At 67.0% G+C, this 17,156-nt stretch carries 18 protein-coding genes and 1 pseudogene; 11 read left to right on the forward strand and 8 right to left on the reverse strand.

Features of this window, described 5'->3' with window-relative positions:
• Together ACYQ8K_RS13945 and ACYQ8K_RS13950 are read left to right on the forward strand one after the other, a co-directional pair.
• A pseudogene (locus tag ACYQ8K_RS13945) lies at nt 1-187 on the forward strand (dihydrodipicolinate reductase); the annotation flags it as partial.
• 23 nt (nt 188-210) lie between these two features.
• Nucleotides 211-1,416 (forward strand): MalY/PatB family protein, encoded by a 1,206-nt coding sequence (locus tag ACYQ8K_RS13950; protein WP_459969822.1) that lies wholly within the window; start codon nt 211-213, stop codon nt 1,414-1,416.
• Nucleotides 1,417-1,446: 30 nt separating this feature from the next.
• On the opposite strand, the gene ACYQ8K_RS13955 is transcribed toward ACYQ8K_RS13950, so the two are convergent.
• Entirely contained in the window at nt 1,447-2,175 is a 729-nt protein-coding gene (locus tag ACYQ8K_RS13955; protein ID WP_459969824.1) for a DUF2652 domain-containing protein, read from the reverse strand.
• A gap of 111 nt (nt 2,176-2,286) precedes the next feature.
• On the opposite strand from ACYQ8K_RS13955, the gene ACYQ8K_RS13960 reads away from it, so the two are divergent.
• A complete protein-coding gene (locus ACYQ8K_RS13960; RefSeq protein ID WP_459969826.1) occupies nt 2,287-3,192 on the forward strand; it encodes a haloalkane dehalogenase in 906 nt (301 codons plus the stop codon).
• Nucleotides 3,193-3,199: 7 nt separating this feature from the next.
• On the opposite strand, the gene ACYQ8K_RS13965 is transcribed toward ACYQ8K_RS13960, so the two are convergent.
• Genes ACYQ8K_RS13965 through ACYQ8K_RS13980 form a run of 4 tightly spaced genes read right to left on the reverse strand, consistent with a single transcriptional unit; the run spans nt 3,200 to nt 7,719 of the window.
• Nucleotides 3,200-4,231 carry an amidohydrolase family protein gene (locus tag ACYQ8K_RS13965; RefSeq protein ID WP_459969828.1) on the reverse strand — a complete coding sequence of 344 codons (1,032 nt, stop codon included), beginning with the start codon at nt 4,229-4,231 and terminating at the stop codon, nt 3,200-3,202.
• Nucleotides 4,232-4,259: 28 nt separating this feature from the next.
• The gene (locus ACYQ8K_RS13970) at nt 4,260-5,264 is read right to left on the reverse strand and encodes a VOC family protein (RefSeq protein WP_459969830.1); all 1,005 of its coding nucleotides are present in this window, start codon (nt 5,262-5,264) and stop codon (nt 4,260-4,262) included.
• Entirely contained in the window at nt 5,261-6,142 is an 882-nt protein-coding gene (locus ACYQ8K_RS13975; protein WP_459969832.1) for an alpha/beta fold hydrolase, read from the reverse strand. Before ACYQ8K_RS13975 ends, ACYQ8K_RS13970 begins: the two co-directional genes overlap by 4 nt.
• The gene (locus ACYQ8K_RS13980; RefSeq protein WP_459969834.1) at nt 6,139-7,719 is read right to left on the reverse strand and encodes a bifunctional 3-(3-hydroxy-phenyl)propionate/3-hydroxycinnamic acid hydroxylase; all 1,581 of its coding nucleotides are present in this window, start codon (nt 7,717-7,719) and stop codon (nt 6,139-6,141) included. The genes ACYQ8K_RS13975 and ACYQ8K_RS13980 overlap by 4 nt, the downstream gene beginning before the upstream one ends.
• A 96-nt stretch (nt 7,720-7,815) precedes the next feature.
• Between ACYQ8K_RS13980 and ACYQ8K_RS13985 the strand changes: the two genes are divergently transcribed.
• The 3 genes from ACYQ8K_RS13985 to dmpG are packed head-to-tail and all read left to right on the forward strand — an operon-like array spanning nt 7,816 to nt 10,429.
• Nucleotides 7,816-8,442 carry a TetR/AcrR family transcriptional regulator gene (locus ACYQ8K_RS13985; protein WP_459969837.1) on the forward strand — a complete coding sequence of 209 codons (627 nt, stop codon included), beginning with the start codon at nt 7,816-7,818 and terminating at the stop codon, nt 8,440-8,442.
• 20 nt (nt 8,443-8,462) lie between these two features.
• Nucleotides 8,463-9,395, forward strand: coding sequence for an acetaldehyde dehydrogenase (acetylating) (locus ACYQ8K_RS13990; protein ID WP_459969839.1), 933 nt, complete (start codon nt 8,463-8,465; stop codon nt 9,393-9,395).
• Nucleotides 9,392-10,429, forward strand: coding sequence for a 4-hydroxy-2-oxovalerate aldolase (dmpG, locus tag ACYQ8K_RS13995; protein WP_459969841.1), 1,038 nt, complete (start codon nt 9,392-9,394; stop codon nt 10,427-10,429). Before ACYQ8K_RS13990 ends, dmpG begins: the two co-directional genes overlap by 4 nt.
• 2 nt (nt 10,430-10,431) lie before the next feature.
• On the opposite strand, the gene ACYQ8K_RS14000 is transcribed toward dmpG, so the two are convergent.
• Nucleotides 10,432-11,160 (reverse strand): 3'(2'),5'-bisphosphate nucleotidase CysQ, encoded by a 729-nt coding sequence (locus ACYQ8K_RS14000; protein ID WP_459969843.1) that lies wholly within the window; start codon nt 11,158-11,160, stop codon nt 10,432-10,434.
• A 173-nt stretch (nt 11,161-11,333) separates the two neighbouring features.
• Between ACYQ8K_RS14000 and ACYQ8K_RS14005 the strand changes: the two genes are divergently transcribed.
• Entirely contained in the window at nt 11,334-11,900 is a 567-nt protein-coding gene (locus ACYQ8K_RS14005) for a hypothetical protein (protein ID WP_459969966.1), read from the forward strand.
• Nucleotides 11,901-11,968: 68 nt separating this feature from the next.
• Here ACYQ8K_RS14005 and ACYQ8K_RS14010 read toward each other — a convergent pair whose 3' ends face one another.
• Nucleotides 11,969-13,144, reverse strand: a complete 1,176-nt coding sequence (locus ACYQ8K_RS14010) for a thiolase family protein (protein WP_064886141.1) — start codon at nt 13,142-13,144, stop codon at nt 11,969-11,971.
• Nucleotides 13,145-13,292: 148 nt separating this feature from the next.
• Here ACYQ8K_RS14010 and ACYQ8K_RS14015 point away from each other — a divergent pair, with 148 nt between their 5' ends.
• The 3 genes from ACYQ8K_RS14015 to ACYQ8K_RS14025 all read left to right on the forward strand — a co-directional run bounded on the left by ACYQ8K_RS14015 (nt 13,293) and on the right by ACYQ8K_RS14025 (nt 15,833).
• The gene (locus tag ACYQ8K_RS14015) at nt 13,293-14,423 is read left to right on the forward strand and encodes an NDMA-dependent alcohol dehydrogenase (protein ID WP_459969845.1); all 1,131 of its coding nucleotides are present in this window, start codon (nt 13,293-13,295) and stop codon (nt 14,421-14,423) included.
• A gap of 29 nt (nt 14,424-14,452) precedes the next feature.
• Nucleotides 14,453-14,845, forward strand: a complete 393-nt coding sequence (locus ACYQ8K_RS14020) for a DoxX family protein (protein WP_459969847.1) — start codon at nt 14,453-14,455, stop codon at nt 14,843-14,845.
• Nucleotides 14,846-14,936: 91 nt separating this feature from the next.
• On the forward strand, nt 14,937-15,833 hold the full coding sequence (locus ACYQ8K_RS14025; RefSeq protein ID WP_459969849.1) for a DMT family transporter: 897 nt from the start codon (nt 14,937-14,939) through the stop codon (nt 15,831-15,833).
• A gap of 2 nt (nt 15,834-15,835) precedes the next feature.
• Here the strand turns inward: ACYQ8K_RS14025 and ACYQ8K_RS14030 are convergent, their stop codons facing one another.
• Nucleotides 15,836-16,204: a bleomycin resistance protein gene (locus ACYQ8K_RS14030; RefSeq protein WP_459969851.1), complete on the reverse strand. Its 369-nt coding sequence runs from the start codon at nt 16,202-16,204 to the stop codon at nt 15,836-15,838.
• A gap of 48 nt (nt 16,205-16,252) precedes the next feature.
• On the opposite strand from ACYQ8K_RS14030, the gene ACYQ8K_RS14035 reads away from it, so the two are divergent.
• A complete protein-coding gene (locus tag ACYQ8K_RS14035; RefSeq protein WP_459969853.1) occupies nt 16,253-17,002 on the forward strand; it encodes a sensor domain-containing protein in 750 nt (249 codons plus the stop codon).
• Nucleotides 17,003-17,156 lie beyond the last annotated feature (154 nt).

A 17,156-nucleotide genomic window follows, 5' to 3' on the forward strand; every position in this document is an offset into this window, starting at 1 on the left:
GGCCGCGACGCTGAAAGATCCCGCGAAGGCCGGCATCGGCGGCATGACCTCCGGGGCGGGCGCGATGGTCGCCACCGCGATGCGTGTCGTGAACGCCGTGCCGTATGTCGTTGCCGCCCAGCCGGGATTGCTGAGTTCGGTGGACCTTCCGTTGACCATCCCGCAAAAAGCGTTTGTCGGAGGGTAGGCCGCGCCGGTTACTCTGCGGGCGTGACGGTTAATCCGCTCGAGGAATTGACGCTGCAGCAACTGCGGGTTCGCACCAGCATGAAGTGGGGCGCGCACCCCGCCGACGTCCTGCCGCTGTGGGTCGCCGAGATGGACGTCAACCTGGCACCGACGGTGGCCGAAGCGCTGCGGAGGGCCATCGACAACGGCGACACCGGGTATCCCTGCGGAACCGCGCTGGCGGAAGCGGTCAGCCGATTCGCGGCGCGGCGCTGGGGGTGGCGCGACCTGGAAGTGGGCCGCACCGCGCTGGTTCCCGACGTCATGCTCGGTGTCGTCGAGGTGTTGCGCCTGCTCACCGATCGCGGTGACGCCGTCATTGTTAACCCGCCGGTCTATGCGCCGTTCTACGCATTCGTCGCCCACGACGGCCGCCGCGTCATCGAGGCACCCCTCACCGACGGGCGAATTGACCTGGACGCCTTGGAGAATGCCTTCGTTGGCGCTCGCACGGGCGCCACCAGGGACGCGAAGGTCGCCTATCTGCTGTGCAATCCGCACAACCCGACCGGATCGGTGCACACCGCCGACGAGCTTCGCGCGGTCGCCGAGCTCGCCCGGCGGTTCGGCGTGCGGGTGGTGTCCGACGAGATTCACGCTCCCGTCATTCTGCCGGGCTCGCGGTTCACCCCCTTCCTCACCGTCCCGGGCGCCGAGAACGCCTTCGCGCTGATCTCCGCATCGAAGGCCTGGAACCTGTCCGGCCTGAAAGCCGCGCTGGCCATCGCCGGACCAGAGGCCGCCGCCGACCTGGACCGCATGCCGGAGGAGGTCAGTCACGGGCCGAGTCACCTCGGTGTCATCGCGCATGCCGAGGCGTTTCGGAGCGGCGGGGACTGGCTCGACGCGACGCTGCAAGGCCTGGACGAGAACCGGACATTGCTGGGCGAATTGGTCGCCGAGCACCTTCCCGGCGTGAAATACCAATGGCCGCAAGGCACTTACCTGGGATGGCTGGATTGCCGCGCGCTCGGCTTCGACGAAGAACGCGCCGATGGTCTTGCGGTGGTTGCTGATCTGTCCGGGCCGGCCCGCTGGTTTTTGGATCACGCGCGGGTGGCGCTGAGCTCCGGCCACGTGTTCGGCACCGGCGGAACCGGGCACGTGCGATTGAACTTCGCCACCTCGCGAGCCATCCTCACCGAGGCGGTCTCGCGGATGGGACGGGCCCTGGCCGACACCCGGTAGCGGACGGCGCCGGGGCGCAGGGGTTTTCGGCTACGCGGACACTTCCTCGGCGCCGCGGCCCAGGTTGCGGAACCCCTGGGCGGGCTCCTTCATGCCGAGCGTAAACGGCAGGCTGTCGAGTTCGAACCTCGTCGTCGCGCCGAGCCGGCGGAAAAAGCTGCGCCGCGGTGCCGCGACAGGAACCTGCACCGCCGCAAGGTCGATGTAGTGCGTCGACGTTTCCCCGATGCCGTCGAAGACGTGCACCAACGGCATGCAAAGTTCGCGCATAGGCTTGTCGAGGCAGGCCGCGACGGGATCGGTCATCAGCACGTATTCGGCAACCGGCACCATGTTTTTCAGCATTCTGTGCACCAGAATGACATCGAAGCCGGCCAGCTCGACGTGGCGCTTCACCTTCTGATCGGCCACCTCACCCATGTGCACGACGAATTTGAGCGACAGCTTCTCCAGCTGTGCACAACTCGCGCACTCGCAGGCGATGTCATTCTTCATCCGCTCGCGCCGCTCCAGGAACGACGCACGCATCCGCGACAGGCGGTCGCACACCACCTCTTTGGCGTGGCTGTCCGGCGCCCAGAAGAACGCGGCATCACCCTCGAGCTTGGCCAGCTTCAATCCCTTGCCCGCGTTGATGACCGACTCCAGTAGGCCGGCAACCGTCAGCTGGGCATGGGCAAGGTGCGTCCGGTTCCACTGCATGTAATGCGTGTACCCGCCGATGTCGGCTATGAGCAGAACCGCGCGCCGAATTGCCATGAACAAGCCAGTTTAATCGCCCGTCGGGCGCACCTCAATGAATCTCCTACTAGACGAATTCGCGCCGGCGCGAGAGGCTAACAGAGGTGCCGGTTCACCGGAGGAGCTGATATGCATGTGCTGCGAACCCCGGACTCCCGATTCGAAAACCTGGAGGACTACCCGTTCGTTGCGCATTACCTTGATGTAACCGCGAGCGACACCCGGCCGCTTCGCATGCACTACCTCGATGAGGGCACGATCGAAGGGCCGCCCATCGTTCTGCTGCACGGCGAGCCCACGTGGAGCTACCTGTACCGCACGATGATCCCGCCCCTCACCGACGCCGGGAACCGCGTGCTCGCGCCGGATCTGATCGGTTTCGGGCGTTCGGACAAGCCCAGCCGGGTCGAGGATTACACCTACCAGCGCCACGTGGAGTGGGTGATCTCGTGGTTCGAGCATCTCAACCTCAGGGACGTCACGCTGTTCGTGCAGGACTGGGGATCGCTGATCGGGCTGCGCATCGCCGTCGAGCAGCCCGACCGCGTCGGGCGGCTGGTGGTGGCCAACGGTTTCCTCCCCACGGCGCAACGGCGCACCCCGCCGGCCTTCTACGCCTGGCGCGCCTTCGCGCACTACTCCCCCGTGCTGCCCGCCGGTCGCATCGTCAGCGCCGGGACCGTTCGCCGGGTGCCGTCAAAAGTCCGGGCAGGCTACGACGCGCCCTTCCCCGACAAGACCTATCAGGCCGGGGCCCGCGCGTTTCCTCAGCTGGTGCCCACCTCGCCCACCGATCCGGCGATTCCCGCCAACAGGAAAGCGTGGGATGCGCTCGGCCGCTGGGAAAAGCCGTTCCTCGCCATCTTCGGCGCCCGCGATCCCATCCTCGGGCAGGCGGACAGGGCCCTGATCAAGCACATTCCCGGCGCCGCGGGACAGCCGCACGCCCGGATCAACGCCAGCCACTTCATTCAAGAGGACCGCGGACCCGAACTGGCCGACCGCATCCAGTCGTGGCAGCAGGCCTGGCTCTGAGCACCCGTCAGCGGGTGTTGACCAGCCGCACGACCCCGCGCATGACCGCCCGGCTGGCGCCGCGGCGCAACTGGTCGAGCGTGGAGCCGCGCTTGGGTGGCGCGGCCGCGCCGAGCCGGGGGAACAGCGCGAGCGCGTTATCGCGCTCGATCGCCGCGCGGGCCTCTGGGCGCAGACCCGGGTAGGTCTCCAGGCCGGCGGCGAACAGCTTGCCGGCCGCCACCGGCGCGAAGGGCCAGTCCGAGCCGAAAGTCACGTGGCCGGGCTTGGCGAACGCCAGCAGGCTGGGCAGCGCCGCGGCGCTCGACGACAGCGCGGTGTCGAAGTAGAAGCCGGCGAAGTCATCCAGGCTGTCACCCGGGCTGCGTCCGGTGTCGCCCATGATGCTGACCGCCATCCGGTACGAGGCGTAGGGGACGAACCCGCCCGCGTGACTGAGGATGAACTTGATGTTCGGGTATCGGCGGCAAATCCCATTGTGCACAAGCAAATACGCGGCGCGGGTGGTGTCGAGCAGGAAGTCGACAGCAAACGGCGCGACCCCCTCGATCACCGGCCCGGGCAGCTCGCCGGGATGGATGAACGCCACCGCCGAGCGCGCGTCCAGCGCGGCGAACAGGTCGTCCTGGCCGTCCTGCCCGAGGTAGGTCCCGGCGCTGTTGGCGAGCAGCACCACCCCGTCGGCGTGCAATTCGTCGAGCGACCTGGCGGCCTCGCCGGCGGACTCGCGCAGGTGCGGCATGGGGAGGGTCGCGAAGAATCCGAACCGGTCGGGTTGGTCGGCGGCGAGCCCGGCGAGGTAGTCGTTCAGGTCGCGGGCCACCGAGGCCGCGTCGGCCGCGCTGGGCAGGAACGTGGTCCCCGGCGTCGACACCGAGAGTATCGCGGTGGCGACGTTCAGTTCCGCCATGGTCTGCAACGACGCGTCCGGGCTCCAATCCGGCAGCGCCCGGCCGCCCGCTTCATCAATCCTGGCTTTTCGCAGCATGTCTCGATAGAAAGACGGGATGGCGTGGTGGTGAGTGTCGATCCGCGACATTGGTGACTGCTCCTCTGCAGGTCGGTGATCAGCGGTCTGGGATGCCCGCTCCGGCGAGCGCGGGAATGACGTCCTCGTCGTGCATCAGTGACGCGGCCCCGATCTTGAACTGGCCCAGTTTGTCGATGATCGTTTGTCCCTCTCGAGTGTGGCCCCAGATGCTGATGCCGCGATAGGTGGCGGGTTCCCAGGTGGCCTCGTCGACCACGATCGGGTTCCAGCCAACCTCCCACTCGAATCCCGACGGCGTGACGGCGTAGAAGGACAGTTCCTTGTCGTTGGTGTGCTGGCCTACGCCCAGCGCCATCCGAAAGCCGAGTTGTTTGACGCGCTGGTAGGCGTCGGTCAGGTCGTCGAGGTCGGCGACCTGAATGTTGAGGTGCTGCACGCGCGTGCGAATCGGGTTCAACCGCATGCGGTCGACGGCGGCGATGGCCACGGTGTGATGGCGCTGATTGACCCGCAGGAAACGGATCTTGAACTTCAGTCCGCTGATCGTCTCGTCGATGTAGTCGGACAGCCGCGCGTCGAACACCGTCTGGTAATACCCGCGCACCTGATGCGGCCGCTTGCTGGTGACGGCGATATGGCCCATACCCGCTGCGCCGGTGACGAATCCGCCACGCGCTGCCGTCCGCAACGATGCCGCAGCGATGCGCGGGCGGGTGTAGACCTCCTGGACGAGGCCGTTGGGTCCAGGAAATCGGATTAGCCGTTCGACCCCGCGCAAGGCCGCCTGCTCGTCGGTCCCGACGGTCACCGGCACCCCATGGCCCCTGACGCGGTCGACGACGGTGTCGAACGTCGAGTGGTCATCCACATGCCAACCCAGCGCTGTGACGTCCTCGGCGGGCCCGCGTTGCAGCAGGAACCGACATTCGTTGTCGTCGAGGCGAAATCGTAACGCCTCCGACGGCCCTTCATTGAGGTGCATGCCGATCGCGTCACGGCCGAATCGTCGCCAATCACTGAACTTTTCGGTCTCGATCACGATGTAGCCCAACTGGACTTTGCCGAACACCGACGGGCTCATCGCGTGCTCACAGCGAGCGCCGAGTAGGGGCTGAGGAATTCGATGACCAGCTCGTTGAACAGGTCGGCGCGTTCCCACTGCATCCAGTGTCCGGTGTGCGAGGTCATGACCAACTCCGCATTCGGCATCATGTTGAGCAGCATCGGACCGCCGCTAGGACGGTTGACCTTGTCGTCACGGCCCCACAAGATCAGCGTCGGCGTCCTCAGGTCTTTCAGCCTGCTGTCCCGGGTCAGGTCCATCCGCCACAAGGTGCGCAGGACCTTCGGTCCGGACGGACGGCGCAGTGGAGGGTCGGCGACGACTTCCGGGTCGATCGAGGCCTGGTAGCGCAGGTCGATGAGGTCCTCGGGTACCGCGGCGCCGTCGTACACCAGGTACGTGCGGATGAACGCGGCGAGTTTGTCCCGGCTCGGACCATCGCCGCCGTAGTAAGACAGCAGGGCCTTCAACCCGTTCGTGGGAAGGCCTCTCGTCGTACCGATTCCACCCGGCCCCATCAACACAAGCTTGCCGACCCGCTGTGGGGTGTCCAGCGCCAGGCGCAGGGCCGCGGCACCGCCGTACGAGTTGCCCACGAGATGGGCGGTCTCGATGCCGAGTTCGTCGAGCAGCCCGCGCATCATGTCGGCGAGGTAGCCGAATGGATCGCTGTGGTCGATGCCCTTGGCGGACCTGCCGTATCCCGGCATGTCAGGAACGATGACGCGGAAATGCTCTGCGAGAGCGCCGATGTTGCGTGTGTAGTTCGACATGCCCGATGCGCCGGGTCCGCCTCCGTGCAGCATCACGACGGCCGGTCCGGTGCCGGCTTCGCAGACGAAGACCGGTTTCCCCGCGATGGTGACCGTGTGCTCGATCGCGTTCGTGAGCGTCATGCGGTCGCCCCGATCCGGGGCGAGGCCTGGCCGGTCAGACCCAGCGCGGTGAAGCCCGCAGGCGGTGGCGGCAGAGGCCGTCGCGGTCCCGCCGCGGCGTAAACGAATCCGTCCGGGCGCACCACGACCGCCGTGGCCTTCTTGTCCCTCATCCAGCGCGTCAGCACCCCGTCGCAATCGCCGATCGCACCCCCGCGTCTGGCGACGGTCAGCGATTCGGCTCCCAGCCGTCGCCACCGGTCCGCCCCGGCCGGTGCGGCACCGAAATGCAGTATCGCCCAACGCCCCCCGATGAGATCGTCGAGCCGCAGCCTGGTCCCGGCAGGGTCGGTGACCCATGGCTGCGGCAGCTGCCAGCCCACGGCCGCATGCGACTGGGCGGCTAACAGGCCGGCACGATAGTGCGCATTGGGAATCCAGATCAGCTTCTGCGCAACCGCGAGGACACCAGGCACCCGCGTCAATGTACGCACGAGATGATTTCGCAAGAAGGCCAGTGACTTTCGACGTTCGGTGATGATCCGTCCGTTGCGCACCGCCCGGCGGGTGACCTTGACGACGTGAGGTTTTCGCTCGACCTGGTAGCTGTCGAGGAGCGAATCGGGCGCATGCCCTTGCACCACGGCCGCCAACTTCCAGCACAGGTTGGCCGCATCCCGCACACCGGCTGACATGCCTTGACCGATCCAGGGCGGCATCGCGTGGGCGGCATCGCCGGCGAGGAAGATGCGACCCACACGCCACCGGTCGGCGACGCGCACGTGGTGGCTGTAGATGACGGCACGCAGGATTTCCACGTCAGCTTCGGTGATGCCTTGTTCGCGCAGGACCCGCCACACCGCCTCGTCGGTGACGAGTCGTCGTTCGTCCTCATCGGTGCGGGCCGGGTATTCCCAGCGATGATGCCCCAAGGGCGTCGGGCAGTCCACGGTCGGACGGGCCGGATTGCAGTGAAACCGCAACCGGTCGTGACCGTCCCACTCACGAATCACCTTGGTGTCGATGACCACCCAGCGTTCGGTGTAGGTGCGGCCGGCGTATCCGACCCCGAGCAGGCCGCGGGTGGGCGAGGAACCGCCATCGGCGGCGATCACGTAGGAAGCCCGAAGGCGCTTGAAGGTGTCGGTGCGAAGATCGGCCAGCATGAGTTCGGCCCACGATTCGCCGTTGGCCGCGCGCAGGCACTCGTGCTCGAGCAGCACCTCGACGTTGCCGAAACGGTCGACGCCCGCGCGGAGCACGTGGTCGACCGCGGGCTGGTACAGGAACTGTTGCGGCGGATGCCCGCAGCCGCGGGGCGTCATGGTGGTTTCCACGAACGGCACGCCGTTGGCGTCAACCCAGGCCAGCGGCCGGTCAGGCAGCATGTCCTGTTGTAGTCGATCGGCCAGGCCGATGGATTGCCAAATGCGCATCACCTCCTCATCGGTGGAGATGGCCCTCGCCCGCCCGTAGACGTCGGGGTCGCGCTCGATCACGACGACGCTAAGTCCCAAGCGGCCAAGCAGATTCGCTGCGGTGGCGCCCGTGGGGCCATAGCCGATCACCGCCACGTCATAGGTCGGATGCTCGTCCATTGCCGTCTCGCCTTCACGTCCACCTTGAATATGTAACGATCACTACGGTAATGTAGTGATCACTACGGAGTCAAGGTCTGACCGCAAGGAGTTCCGGTGGCAAGCAGCGACAAACCACAGCGGCGCCGACGCCTCGACGGCGAGGCGTCGCGGGCCCGCATCCTCGATGCGGCCACCGAGATCGCCAGTGAACGCGGCTACGAGGGCACCAGCATCGCCCTGGTCAGCGCCAAGTGCGGCCTGCCGGCCAGCTCCATCTACTGGCACTTCAAAGACAAGGACGACCTGATTGCCGCGGTGATCGAACGCAGCTTCGCGCACTGGCTTTCGGCGTGGGAAATGCCGAGCGAGGGCAACGCGCGGGAGCGCCTGGCCACGGTGGCGATGCAAATCGCCAAGGCGCTGCTGGACTCCCCCGACTTCCTGCGGCTCGGCTTGATGCTCGCCCTGGAACGGCGACCCGTCGAACCGCGAGCACGTGCCATGTTCCTCGCCGTGCGCGACCGCGCGGTCGAGGCGCTGACCCCGGCGATTCGCGACCTCGCGCCCGGCCTGACCGACGCGCAGGTCCATCAGTTGGCCACCTACGCAATGGCAGGCGCCGACGGCCTTTTCATCGCCAAGGAGGTCGGCGGCGACTCCATGGACCTGCCGGCCCTCTTCGAGATGCACGCGGCCGCCCTCTTCGACAGCGCCTTGCGCATGGCCGCCGAGTCGAAGTGACCGCTGTCCAGACATGGCCGGTGGCCATCATCGGATCGGGCAACATCGCCACCGACCTGATGCTCAAGATCTCACAGAGCGACGGACCCCTCACCGTGGGCGCCGTGGTCGGCATCGACTCAGACTCGGACGGGCTGGCCTGCGCACGGCAAATCGGTGTGCCCACCACCACGGAGGGCATCGAGGGCCTGCTGCACATGCCGGACTGCGCCGATATCAAGCTGGTCTTCGACGCCAGCTCGGCCGCCGCGCATCGAACCAATTGGGAATCGTTGCGCGACAGCGGGATACGAATGCTCGACCTCACACCCGCGGCGATCGGACCGTTCTGCGTGCCGGCAGTAAACCTCGACGACCACCTGGACACTCCTAACCTCAACATGGTCACCTGCGGGGGGCAAGCCACGGTTCCGATCGTCGCCGCGGTCGGCAAGGCGGGAATCGTTTCCTACGCCGAGATCGTCTCATCCATCTCGGCGAAATCCGCGGGCCCCAGCACCCGGGCCAACATCGACGAATTCGTCGAAACCACCGCCACGGCCCTGCGAGCCGTCGGCGGCGCACAGCGCGGCAAGGCCGTGATCATCCTCAATCCCGCCGATCCCCCGGTGCTCATGCGCAACACCGTGTACTGCCTCGTCGACGGGGAGTGCGACCACGACGAGATCGACCAGGAAATCCTCGGCATGGTTGATCGAGTCGCCGCCTACGTACCGGGCTACCGCTTGAAGCGGGATGTCCAGTTCGAAACCTTCGACAACGACCACCCGCTCTGCATCCCCAAGACCGGCAAGTTCACCGGCACCCGCGTCACGGTCATGCTCGAAGTTACCGGTTCGGCTCACTACCTGCCCAGCTACGCAGGAAACCTCGACATCATGACCGCTGCCGCGAAGGCCACCGCGGAACGGATCGCGCTTCATGCGGCCGAAACCACCGGGGCCACAACATGAGCCGATGCCTCTACGTGAGCGACGTGACCCTGCGTGACGGCATGCACGCGGTGAGCCACCGGTACAGCATCGAGCAGTTGACCGCGATCGCGCGCGCCCTCGACGCCGCCGGAGTCGACTCGATCGAGGTCGCCCACGGTGATGGTCTGTCCGGTTCGAGTTGCGTATACGGATTCGGGGCGCATACCGACCTCGAATGGATCGAGGCCGTGGCCGGGGTGGTCCAGAATGCTTGCATCGCAACGCTTCTGTTGCCCGGCGTTGGCAGCCTCCGCGATCTCAGCGATGCGCACCGTGCGGGCGCGGCCGTCGTGCGCGTCGGCACGCATTGCACCGAAGCCGACATCTCGGCGCGCTACCTGTCCACGGCCCGCGACCTCGGGATGGACGCGGTCGGATTCCTCATGATGAGCCACTTGATCGAACCCGCCCAGTTGGCCGCCCAGGCCATGCTCATGGAGAGTTACGGAGCGACGTGCGTCTACGTTGTCGACTCCGGCGGGGCCATGACGATGCACGGCGTAGCCGAACGGGTCGACGCGCTGCGCCAAACACTGTGCCCATCAACGGAAATCGGTATTCACGCGCATCACAATCTGTCGCTGGGGGTGGCTAATTCCATCGCCGCGGTCGAGCATGGCGCATCCCGGATCGACGCCTCACTGGCCGGCATGGGTGCCGGTGCCGGCAACGCGCCGCTGGAGGTGTTCATCGCCGCGGCCACCCGACTCGGCTGGGATCACGGCTGCGACCTCCATCGACTGCAGGACGCCGCCGACGATCTCGTCCGACCTCTGCAAGACCGGCCCGTCCGAGTCGACCGGGAAACCTTGACCCTTGGCTATGCGGGCGTCTACTCCAGCTTTCTCCGTCACGCGGAAGCTGCGGCAGCGCGATTCGACGTCGACGCCCGAACGCTGCTCGAAGAGGCCGGTCGGCGCGGCATGGTGGGCGGCCAGGAAGACATGCTCGTCGACATCGCACTCGACCTCACCGGGTCGGACTGCACTGCGCACCGCCCGATTGAGCCCTGACGTCAGCGCGTCACCGCGAGTACGGCTTCCGCCAGTTCGGGCCGGCAGACCACGAGATCGGGCAGCTTGGGGTCGGGTTGGTTGTACGCCAGCGCGGACCCGTCGATGCGAGAGGTATGCAGCCCGGCGGCCCGCGCCACCGCCACCGGCGCGGCGGAGTCCCATTCGAACTGGCCGCCGGCGTGCACGTACACGTCTGACAATCCCTGGACGATCGAGGCGACCTTGGCTCCGGCCGAGCCCATTTCCACCAGAACTCCGTCCAGCGCATCACGGACGTTCAACGCGATGGCCGGCGGACGGGTGCGCGACACCACGATGCGCGGCTTGCCCGGCACGGCGGGAGGTGAATCCATGTCCGGAGTCGCGAAGGTGATGCCCTGGGCCGGCAGCGCCACGGCGCCGGCGACCAGCTCGCCGGACTCCCAGAGCGCGACGTGCACCGCCCAGTCATCGCGTCCCAGCTCGGAGAATTCCCGCGTGCCGTCCAGCGGATCGACGATCCAGACCCGGTCCGAGCGCAATCGCACCGGGTCGTCGGCGCCCTCTTCGGACAGGACAGCGTCATCGGGCCGCTCGGCGGCGAGCGCCTCCATCAAGAAATCGTGGGATCGCTTGTCCCCCGCAGCTTTCCGGTCGCCCGCTGCCGCGTCGGCGAACTCTTCGCGAACCCCGAGCAGTAGCCGACCGGCCTCGGTGGCCAGCCGCGCGGCCAGATCATGGTCATTCATCGGCAGCTCCCGGGAATCCTCAATATGTTGGTAGCGATGACCAACTTTACCCTGTCATGCCCGTCGGCGGGCACCACCCCCAGGGGTAAAGCCTCACCCGTAATCTGGTGAGCGTGAGCGGCAACGCCAACGTCCCATTATTGAGGCGGCTGCGGCACACCTCGCGGGGGCGATTGATCGGGGCCGGCATTGTCGTGGCGGTGCTGCTGGTCGGGGTCCTCACCGTGGTGGGCGTGCAGTTGACCCGTAGCCAGCAGAGCGCGACGGCGCCCAGCGCCCAGCCGGCACCGTCGGCGCCGGAGAGCTTCGCCATCCCGGGCTGCTACAACCCGTCCGTCCCCCCGGTCGCGCGGCCGAAGCGGCTCAACGTGTTGGGCTGCGCCAGTGTGGCCGTTGCGCTGCAGGACATGTCGTGGAGTTCCTGGGGACCCCAGGGCGCCGACGGGACCGGCACGGCGGTGTTCAAGCTCTGCGATCCGAATTGTGCGGCGGGATCTCAGCTGACCCTACCGGTGGTCGTGCACGCGTGGAATCCGCAGCAGCCGCGGCGCGAGGCCATCTGCCAGGTCGGCCTGGAAATTTTCGCCGACATGATTCTGGCCTTCCCCAAAGGCGCTCCACCCCCGAACGTGCAGAAGATGAACACGCAGTACAACGGAGCGCCTGCGGTGCACTTCGCCAATTACTCGAGCGGCGACACCCGCGGCACACAATTCATCGGCTACACGTTCTGCAACTAGCCGGTGCGAATTACCTTGCGGTGGCTCACATTTGGTGGCGGTGACCCGCGTCGGCTTCGCGATCGCCGCTAGACCTCGATGACGACAGCGCCACCCTGGCCGCCGCCGGCGCACATCGCGGCGACGCCGATGCCGCCACCGCGGCGGGCGAGCTCGTAGACCAAGGTGGTCACCATGCGCGCGCCCGAGGCCGCGATCGGGTGACCAAGGCTGCAGCCGCTGCCGGAGAAATTCACCTTCTCCTCGTCGATGCCGTATTCGCGGCACGCCGCGATCGGGACGGACGCGAACGCCTCGTTGATCTCCCACAGCGCCACGTCGCTGGGCGACAGGCCGGCCCGCTGCAGCACCTTCCCGATGACCTTGACGGCGCCGAGGCCGCAATCGCGGGCCGGGACACCCGCGGCGGCCCACGCCTTGACGGTGCCCATGACGTTGAGCTTGTTGGCCGCGGCGTAGTCGCGATCGACCAGGGCCACGCCGGCGGCGGCGTCGTTGGTGCCGCTGCTGTTACCGGCCGTGATCGAGAAGCCCTCGATTTCGGGGTGCAGCACCTTCAGGCCGGCGAGCTTCTCGACGGTGGTGTCGCGACGCGGATGCTCGTCCACCGCGAACTCGGTGACCGAGCCGTCGAACTGGGTGATCTTCAGCGGCAGGATCTCGTCGACGAACTTGCCGGCATCCTGGGCGGCAACGGCGCGCTGATGCGAGCGGGCCGCCCAGGCGTCCATCTCCTCGCGGGTGATACCGACCGCCTGCGCGGTGTTCCAGCCCACCGTGATGGACATGTCCTTGGCGGGGGCGTCCGGTGTCTCCACGTGCGTCGGCGGCATCCAGCGCTCCTCGAACTTCAGCTCGGGGCCGGGAATCCGCCAGTTGGTCAGTGGTGTCATCGACAGCGACTGCACACCGCCGGCGATGAGCACGCGCTCCATGCCGGACCCGATCTGCGCCGCAGCGTTGCCGATGGCCGTGAGGCTGCCCGCGCAGTGCCGGTTGACCGACTGCCCGGGAACGTGCTCGAGGCCCGTCGCGGTCGCCGCGTAACGCGCGAGATCCCCACCGCCGTAATGGGATTCGGCGAAGATGATGTCATCGATGTCGGCGGGGTCGACGCCCGACCTGCGGACCACCTCGGGCAGCACGGCGGTGATCAGGGTCTCGGGCGGCGTGTTGACCAGCGTGCCCTTGAACGAACGGCCGATCGCGGTCCGGGCGGCTCCGACGATGACGGGTGTTCCCATGTTCTCAACCTCGTTGTTGTGGACGGTCAGACGCCGCGAATCGTATCAAATACTGTATAGGCAATAGTAATGGTCTAAATTCAGTAGGCCGGGCTCCTGTGACGGCGCTAACAATTAAGCGGTTCGGGTAAAGACGGAGGCCAAGCCGTTGAAGACCAAAGGTGCGCTGGTCTGGGAACTGAACCAGCCGTGGTCGGTCGACGAGATCGAAATCGGCGACCCCCGCCGCGGCGAGCTGACCGTGCAGTTGGAAACGGCCGGGTTGTGCCACTCCGACCACCATCTGATGACGGGCGACTTCCCCATTCCGAGCTATCCGGTGCTGGGCGGGCACGAAGGCGCCGGCATCATCACCGAGATCGGCGAGGGTGTCGAACACCTGGCCGTCGGCGACCACGTCGTCATGTCGTTCATCCCGTCCTGCGGGAAGTGCACACCGTGCCAGACGGGCCTGCGCAACCTGTGCGACCTCGGCATGGGCCTGCTCTCGGGTCAATCCGTCTCCGACGGATCGTTTCGCGTCTCCGCGCGGGGCCGCGACGTCATCCCGATGTCGCTGCTGGGCACCTTCGCGCCGTACGTGGTGGTGCATCACACCTCGGTGGTCAAGATCGACCCGTCGATTCCCTTCGACGTCGCCTGCCTGGTGGGCTGCGGGGTGACCACCGGCTACGGCTCGGCGGTGCGCAGCGCGGCGGTCTCACCGGGTGAGGACGTCGCGGTCGTCGGCATCGGCGGTGTCGGCGTCGCCGCGCTGCAGGGCGCCGGCATCGCGGGGGCACGGCGCATCTTCGCCGTCGATCCCTACGAGTGGAAGCGCGAACAGGCGCTGAAGTTCGGCGCCACAGCGACGTTCGCCGACGTGGGCAGCGCCGCGGCCGGCATCGCCGAGGCGACGCGAGGCTTCATGTGCCACAAGGTGATCGTCACCGTGGGCCACGTGGAGGGCAAGGACGTCGAGTCGTGGATGGGGCTGACGGCCAAGGGCGGGGTCTGTTGCCTCACCGGCATGGCCAGCGTGCTGTCCAACGAGGTCACCCTGAACCTCGCTGGACTCTCGCTGTTGCAGAAGAGCTTGCAGGGCAGCATTTTTGGTGGCGGCAACCCGCAGTACGACATCCCGGCGATCCTGGAGTTGTACAAGCTGGGGCAGCTCAACCTCGACGACATGGTCACGCGCGAATACACCCTCGAGCAGATCAACGACGGCTATCGCGACATGCTCGAGGGCCGCAACATTCGCGGCATCATCCGCTATACCGACGCCGACCGCGCGTAAGCAGTCGCCGCAATGGGCACAATGACTTCATGACCATCAGACCCGTCGCCGTCCGTGACACCACCCAGCAGCTCGCCTACCGTGTCGCGGCGATGCTGCTCGGCATCGGCACCCTGCACTTCGTGGCACCCAAACCGTTCGACTCCATCATCCCGGTCGAGCTGCCGGGAAGCCCGCGGCTCTACACCTACGGGTCGGGCGTCGCCGAGCTGGCGATCGGGGCCCTGCTAATACCGCAGCGCACCCGACGGGCCGCCGCGCTGGCCGCCGTCGCGCTGTTCATCGGCGTCTTCCCGGGCAACGTCAACATGTGCCGGTTGTGGTGGGACAAGCCGTGGCCGATGCGGATCGTCGCCCTGGCCCGGCTGCCGCTGCAGGTTCCCATGATCACCACCGCGCTCAAGATTCGGCGCAACAGCTGACGTTCACCGGGCGCCATCCGGAACGCGAACATGATGCAAACCGGTTGCGCCACAAGCGGAATTCGTCGTACCAAGCGCAGAGGAGGACTTCGTGAGCAGCACGGCCATCGCTGCAGTGCTCGCGATCGCGGCCGCGTTGATGGTCGGCGCCGGCGACGTCGTCCAGCAACGATCCGCTCAACAGGTCACCGATAAGCCCGTCGGCACCTTCGCGCTCTTCCGCCGGCTGCTGCGTGACCGGCACTGGTGGACCGGCAGCCTGGTGGCCGGCGCCGGGTTCGGGTTCCAGGCCGCGGCCTTGGGCCTGGGCTCGGTGGTGCTGGTGCAGGCGTTGCTGGTGACGTCGTTGCTGTTCGCCCTGCTCATCAGCGCCAGGGTGAACCACCGCAGAATTACACGCCGGCAAGGCATTTGGGCCATCCTGCTTGCCGTCGCGGTCGCGGTGGTGGTGACGGTCGGCGATCCCCAGCAGGGGGCCCCGCGCGGGTCGGTGCAGACGTGGACCATCGTGGCGTTGGTCATGGGTCCCGCGCTGGTCCTGTGCGTGATCGGCGCGCGGATGTTTCCCGGTTCGGTCGGCGCGCTGCTGCTGGGCCTGATGTCCGGCTCGCTGTGGGGACTGTTTTCGGTGCTGACCAAGGGCGTGGTGGACCAACTCGACCGCGGCATCCCGGCGCTGTTGCGGGCACCCGAGTTGTACGTCTGGGTGGTGCTGGCGATCGCGGCCACCGCCTGGGAGCAGTCGGCGTTTCGGGCGGGCCCGCTCACCGCATCGCTGCCGGCGGTCACCGTCGCCGAGCCCATTGTCGGCTCGGTGCTCGGCATCACCGTGCTGGGCGAGACGCTGCACACCAACGACATCGGCTGGGTGGCCTTGGGCTTGTCGGTGGGTCTGATGGCGGCGGCGACGGTGGCGCTGGCCCACAGCCAGGCCAGCTATACACCCACCTCTGACGAAAAGCCCTCTCCCGCAACGGAGAAGGCCTGAGATCAACTCAGCCGCGAGCCGACCCGGTGCGCGGTGCCGTCGGGATCGACGTAGGCGAATTCGCGCAAGCCGTACGGTGTGTCCTGCGGGGCGACGAGGCGGCCCTCGAGGTTTTCCAGCGCCGCCCACTCCGCATAGAGCGCATCGGCATCGCTGACGTACAAATACACGCTGGCGGCCGTGCGCAACGGATCGTGCTCGGCCCATTCGGTGAGGTGGATCGACACCGGCCCGCGATCGGCGAATCCGTACCGGTCCGGGCCTTCGTAGGCGCGGGCGTCGAAACCGAGCCGGCGATACCGACCGAGCGCAACGTCCAAGTCCCGGACGGGGACGATCGGGGACACCGAGGTGAAGTCAACTGCGGACACACAGCGAACATAACCCCGGCACGGTGCTGCTGTCGTATGCTCCGGCGCATGAGGAGCCAGCTGACCGCGGCAGTTGTCGTTGCCACTGCCGCCATACTGGTCGCCGGGTGCGGCGGTGCCAACAAGGGCGACAGCGCTTCGTCGGCGGCCACCACGACGGCGTCGTCGAAGACTCCTGTGGCGCAGGGCGCGTTGCCCGACCTGATGCTCTCGCCGAGCGACGTCGACACCGTGCTGGGTGCCACCGGAACGTCCAGCGATCCACCGATCACCAAGTTGTTGGAAGATCCGTTCAAGCGCGAGGACTACACGTTCCCCGCTGAATGCCGCTACACCGTGCACGCGGCGTTGGCGTCCGTGTACGCCGACAGCGGAAGTACCGCGGTTTACGGCTATCACGACGAGGCGCCGGCGCCCGTGGGCGCGGATCAACTGGAAAGCCCTGAGGTATATCAGGTTGTGGTGCTGTTCCCCACCCCCGAGCAGGCGAGCGCGTTCTTCACGACGTCGGCGCAGCGCTGGCCCGCCTGCGCCAACCGTCAGGACACCGTACCCGCCGCCGACGGCAAACCGGAACTTCAGTGGAAGGTGGGCCAGGTTTCCAACGCCGATGGGATTCTGAGCGTTCCGGTGACAATGACCGTCGTCGGAAACGGCGCGAGCGTGACCGTACCCTGCCAGCGGGCGCTGACCGTCCGCAATAACGTCGTCATCGATGTCGACGTGTGCCGCAAGGACGTCGGGGACCTCGGCGCCACGATCGCCAACCAGATCGCCGGGAAAGTCGACAAGCAATAGTGTCATCGGGCCCCGGCGAACCCAATAGCCTTCTGCCGTTTACCTATTGGCGGTAGTCGCCCGGCACAACGGCAGCGTATGCTCTGGCGGCCGAGACGGTCCACCGATCGATTTCGCGCCATACATGGCGCCGCGACGCTGAAGTCGGGTACTT

It is taken from the genome of Mycobacterium sp. MUNTM1 (assembly GCF_054660795.1).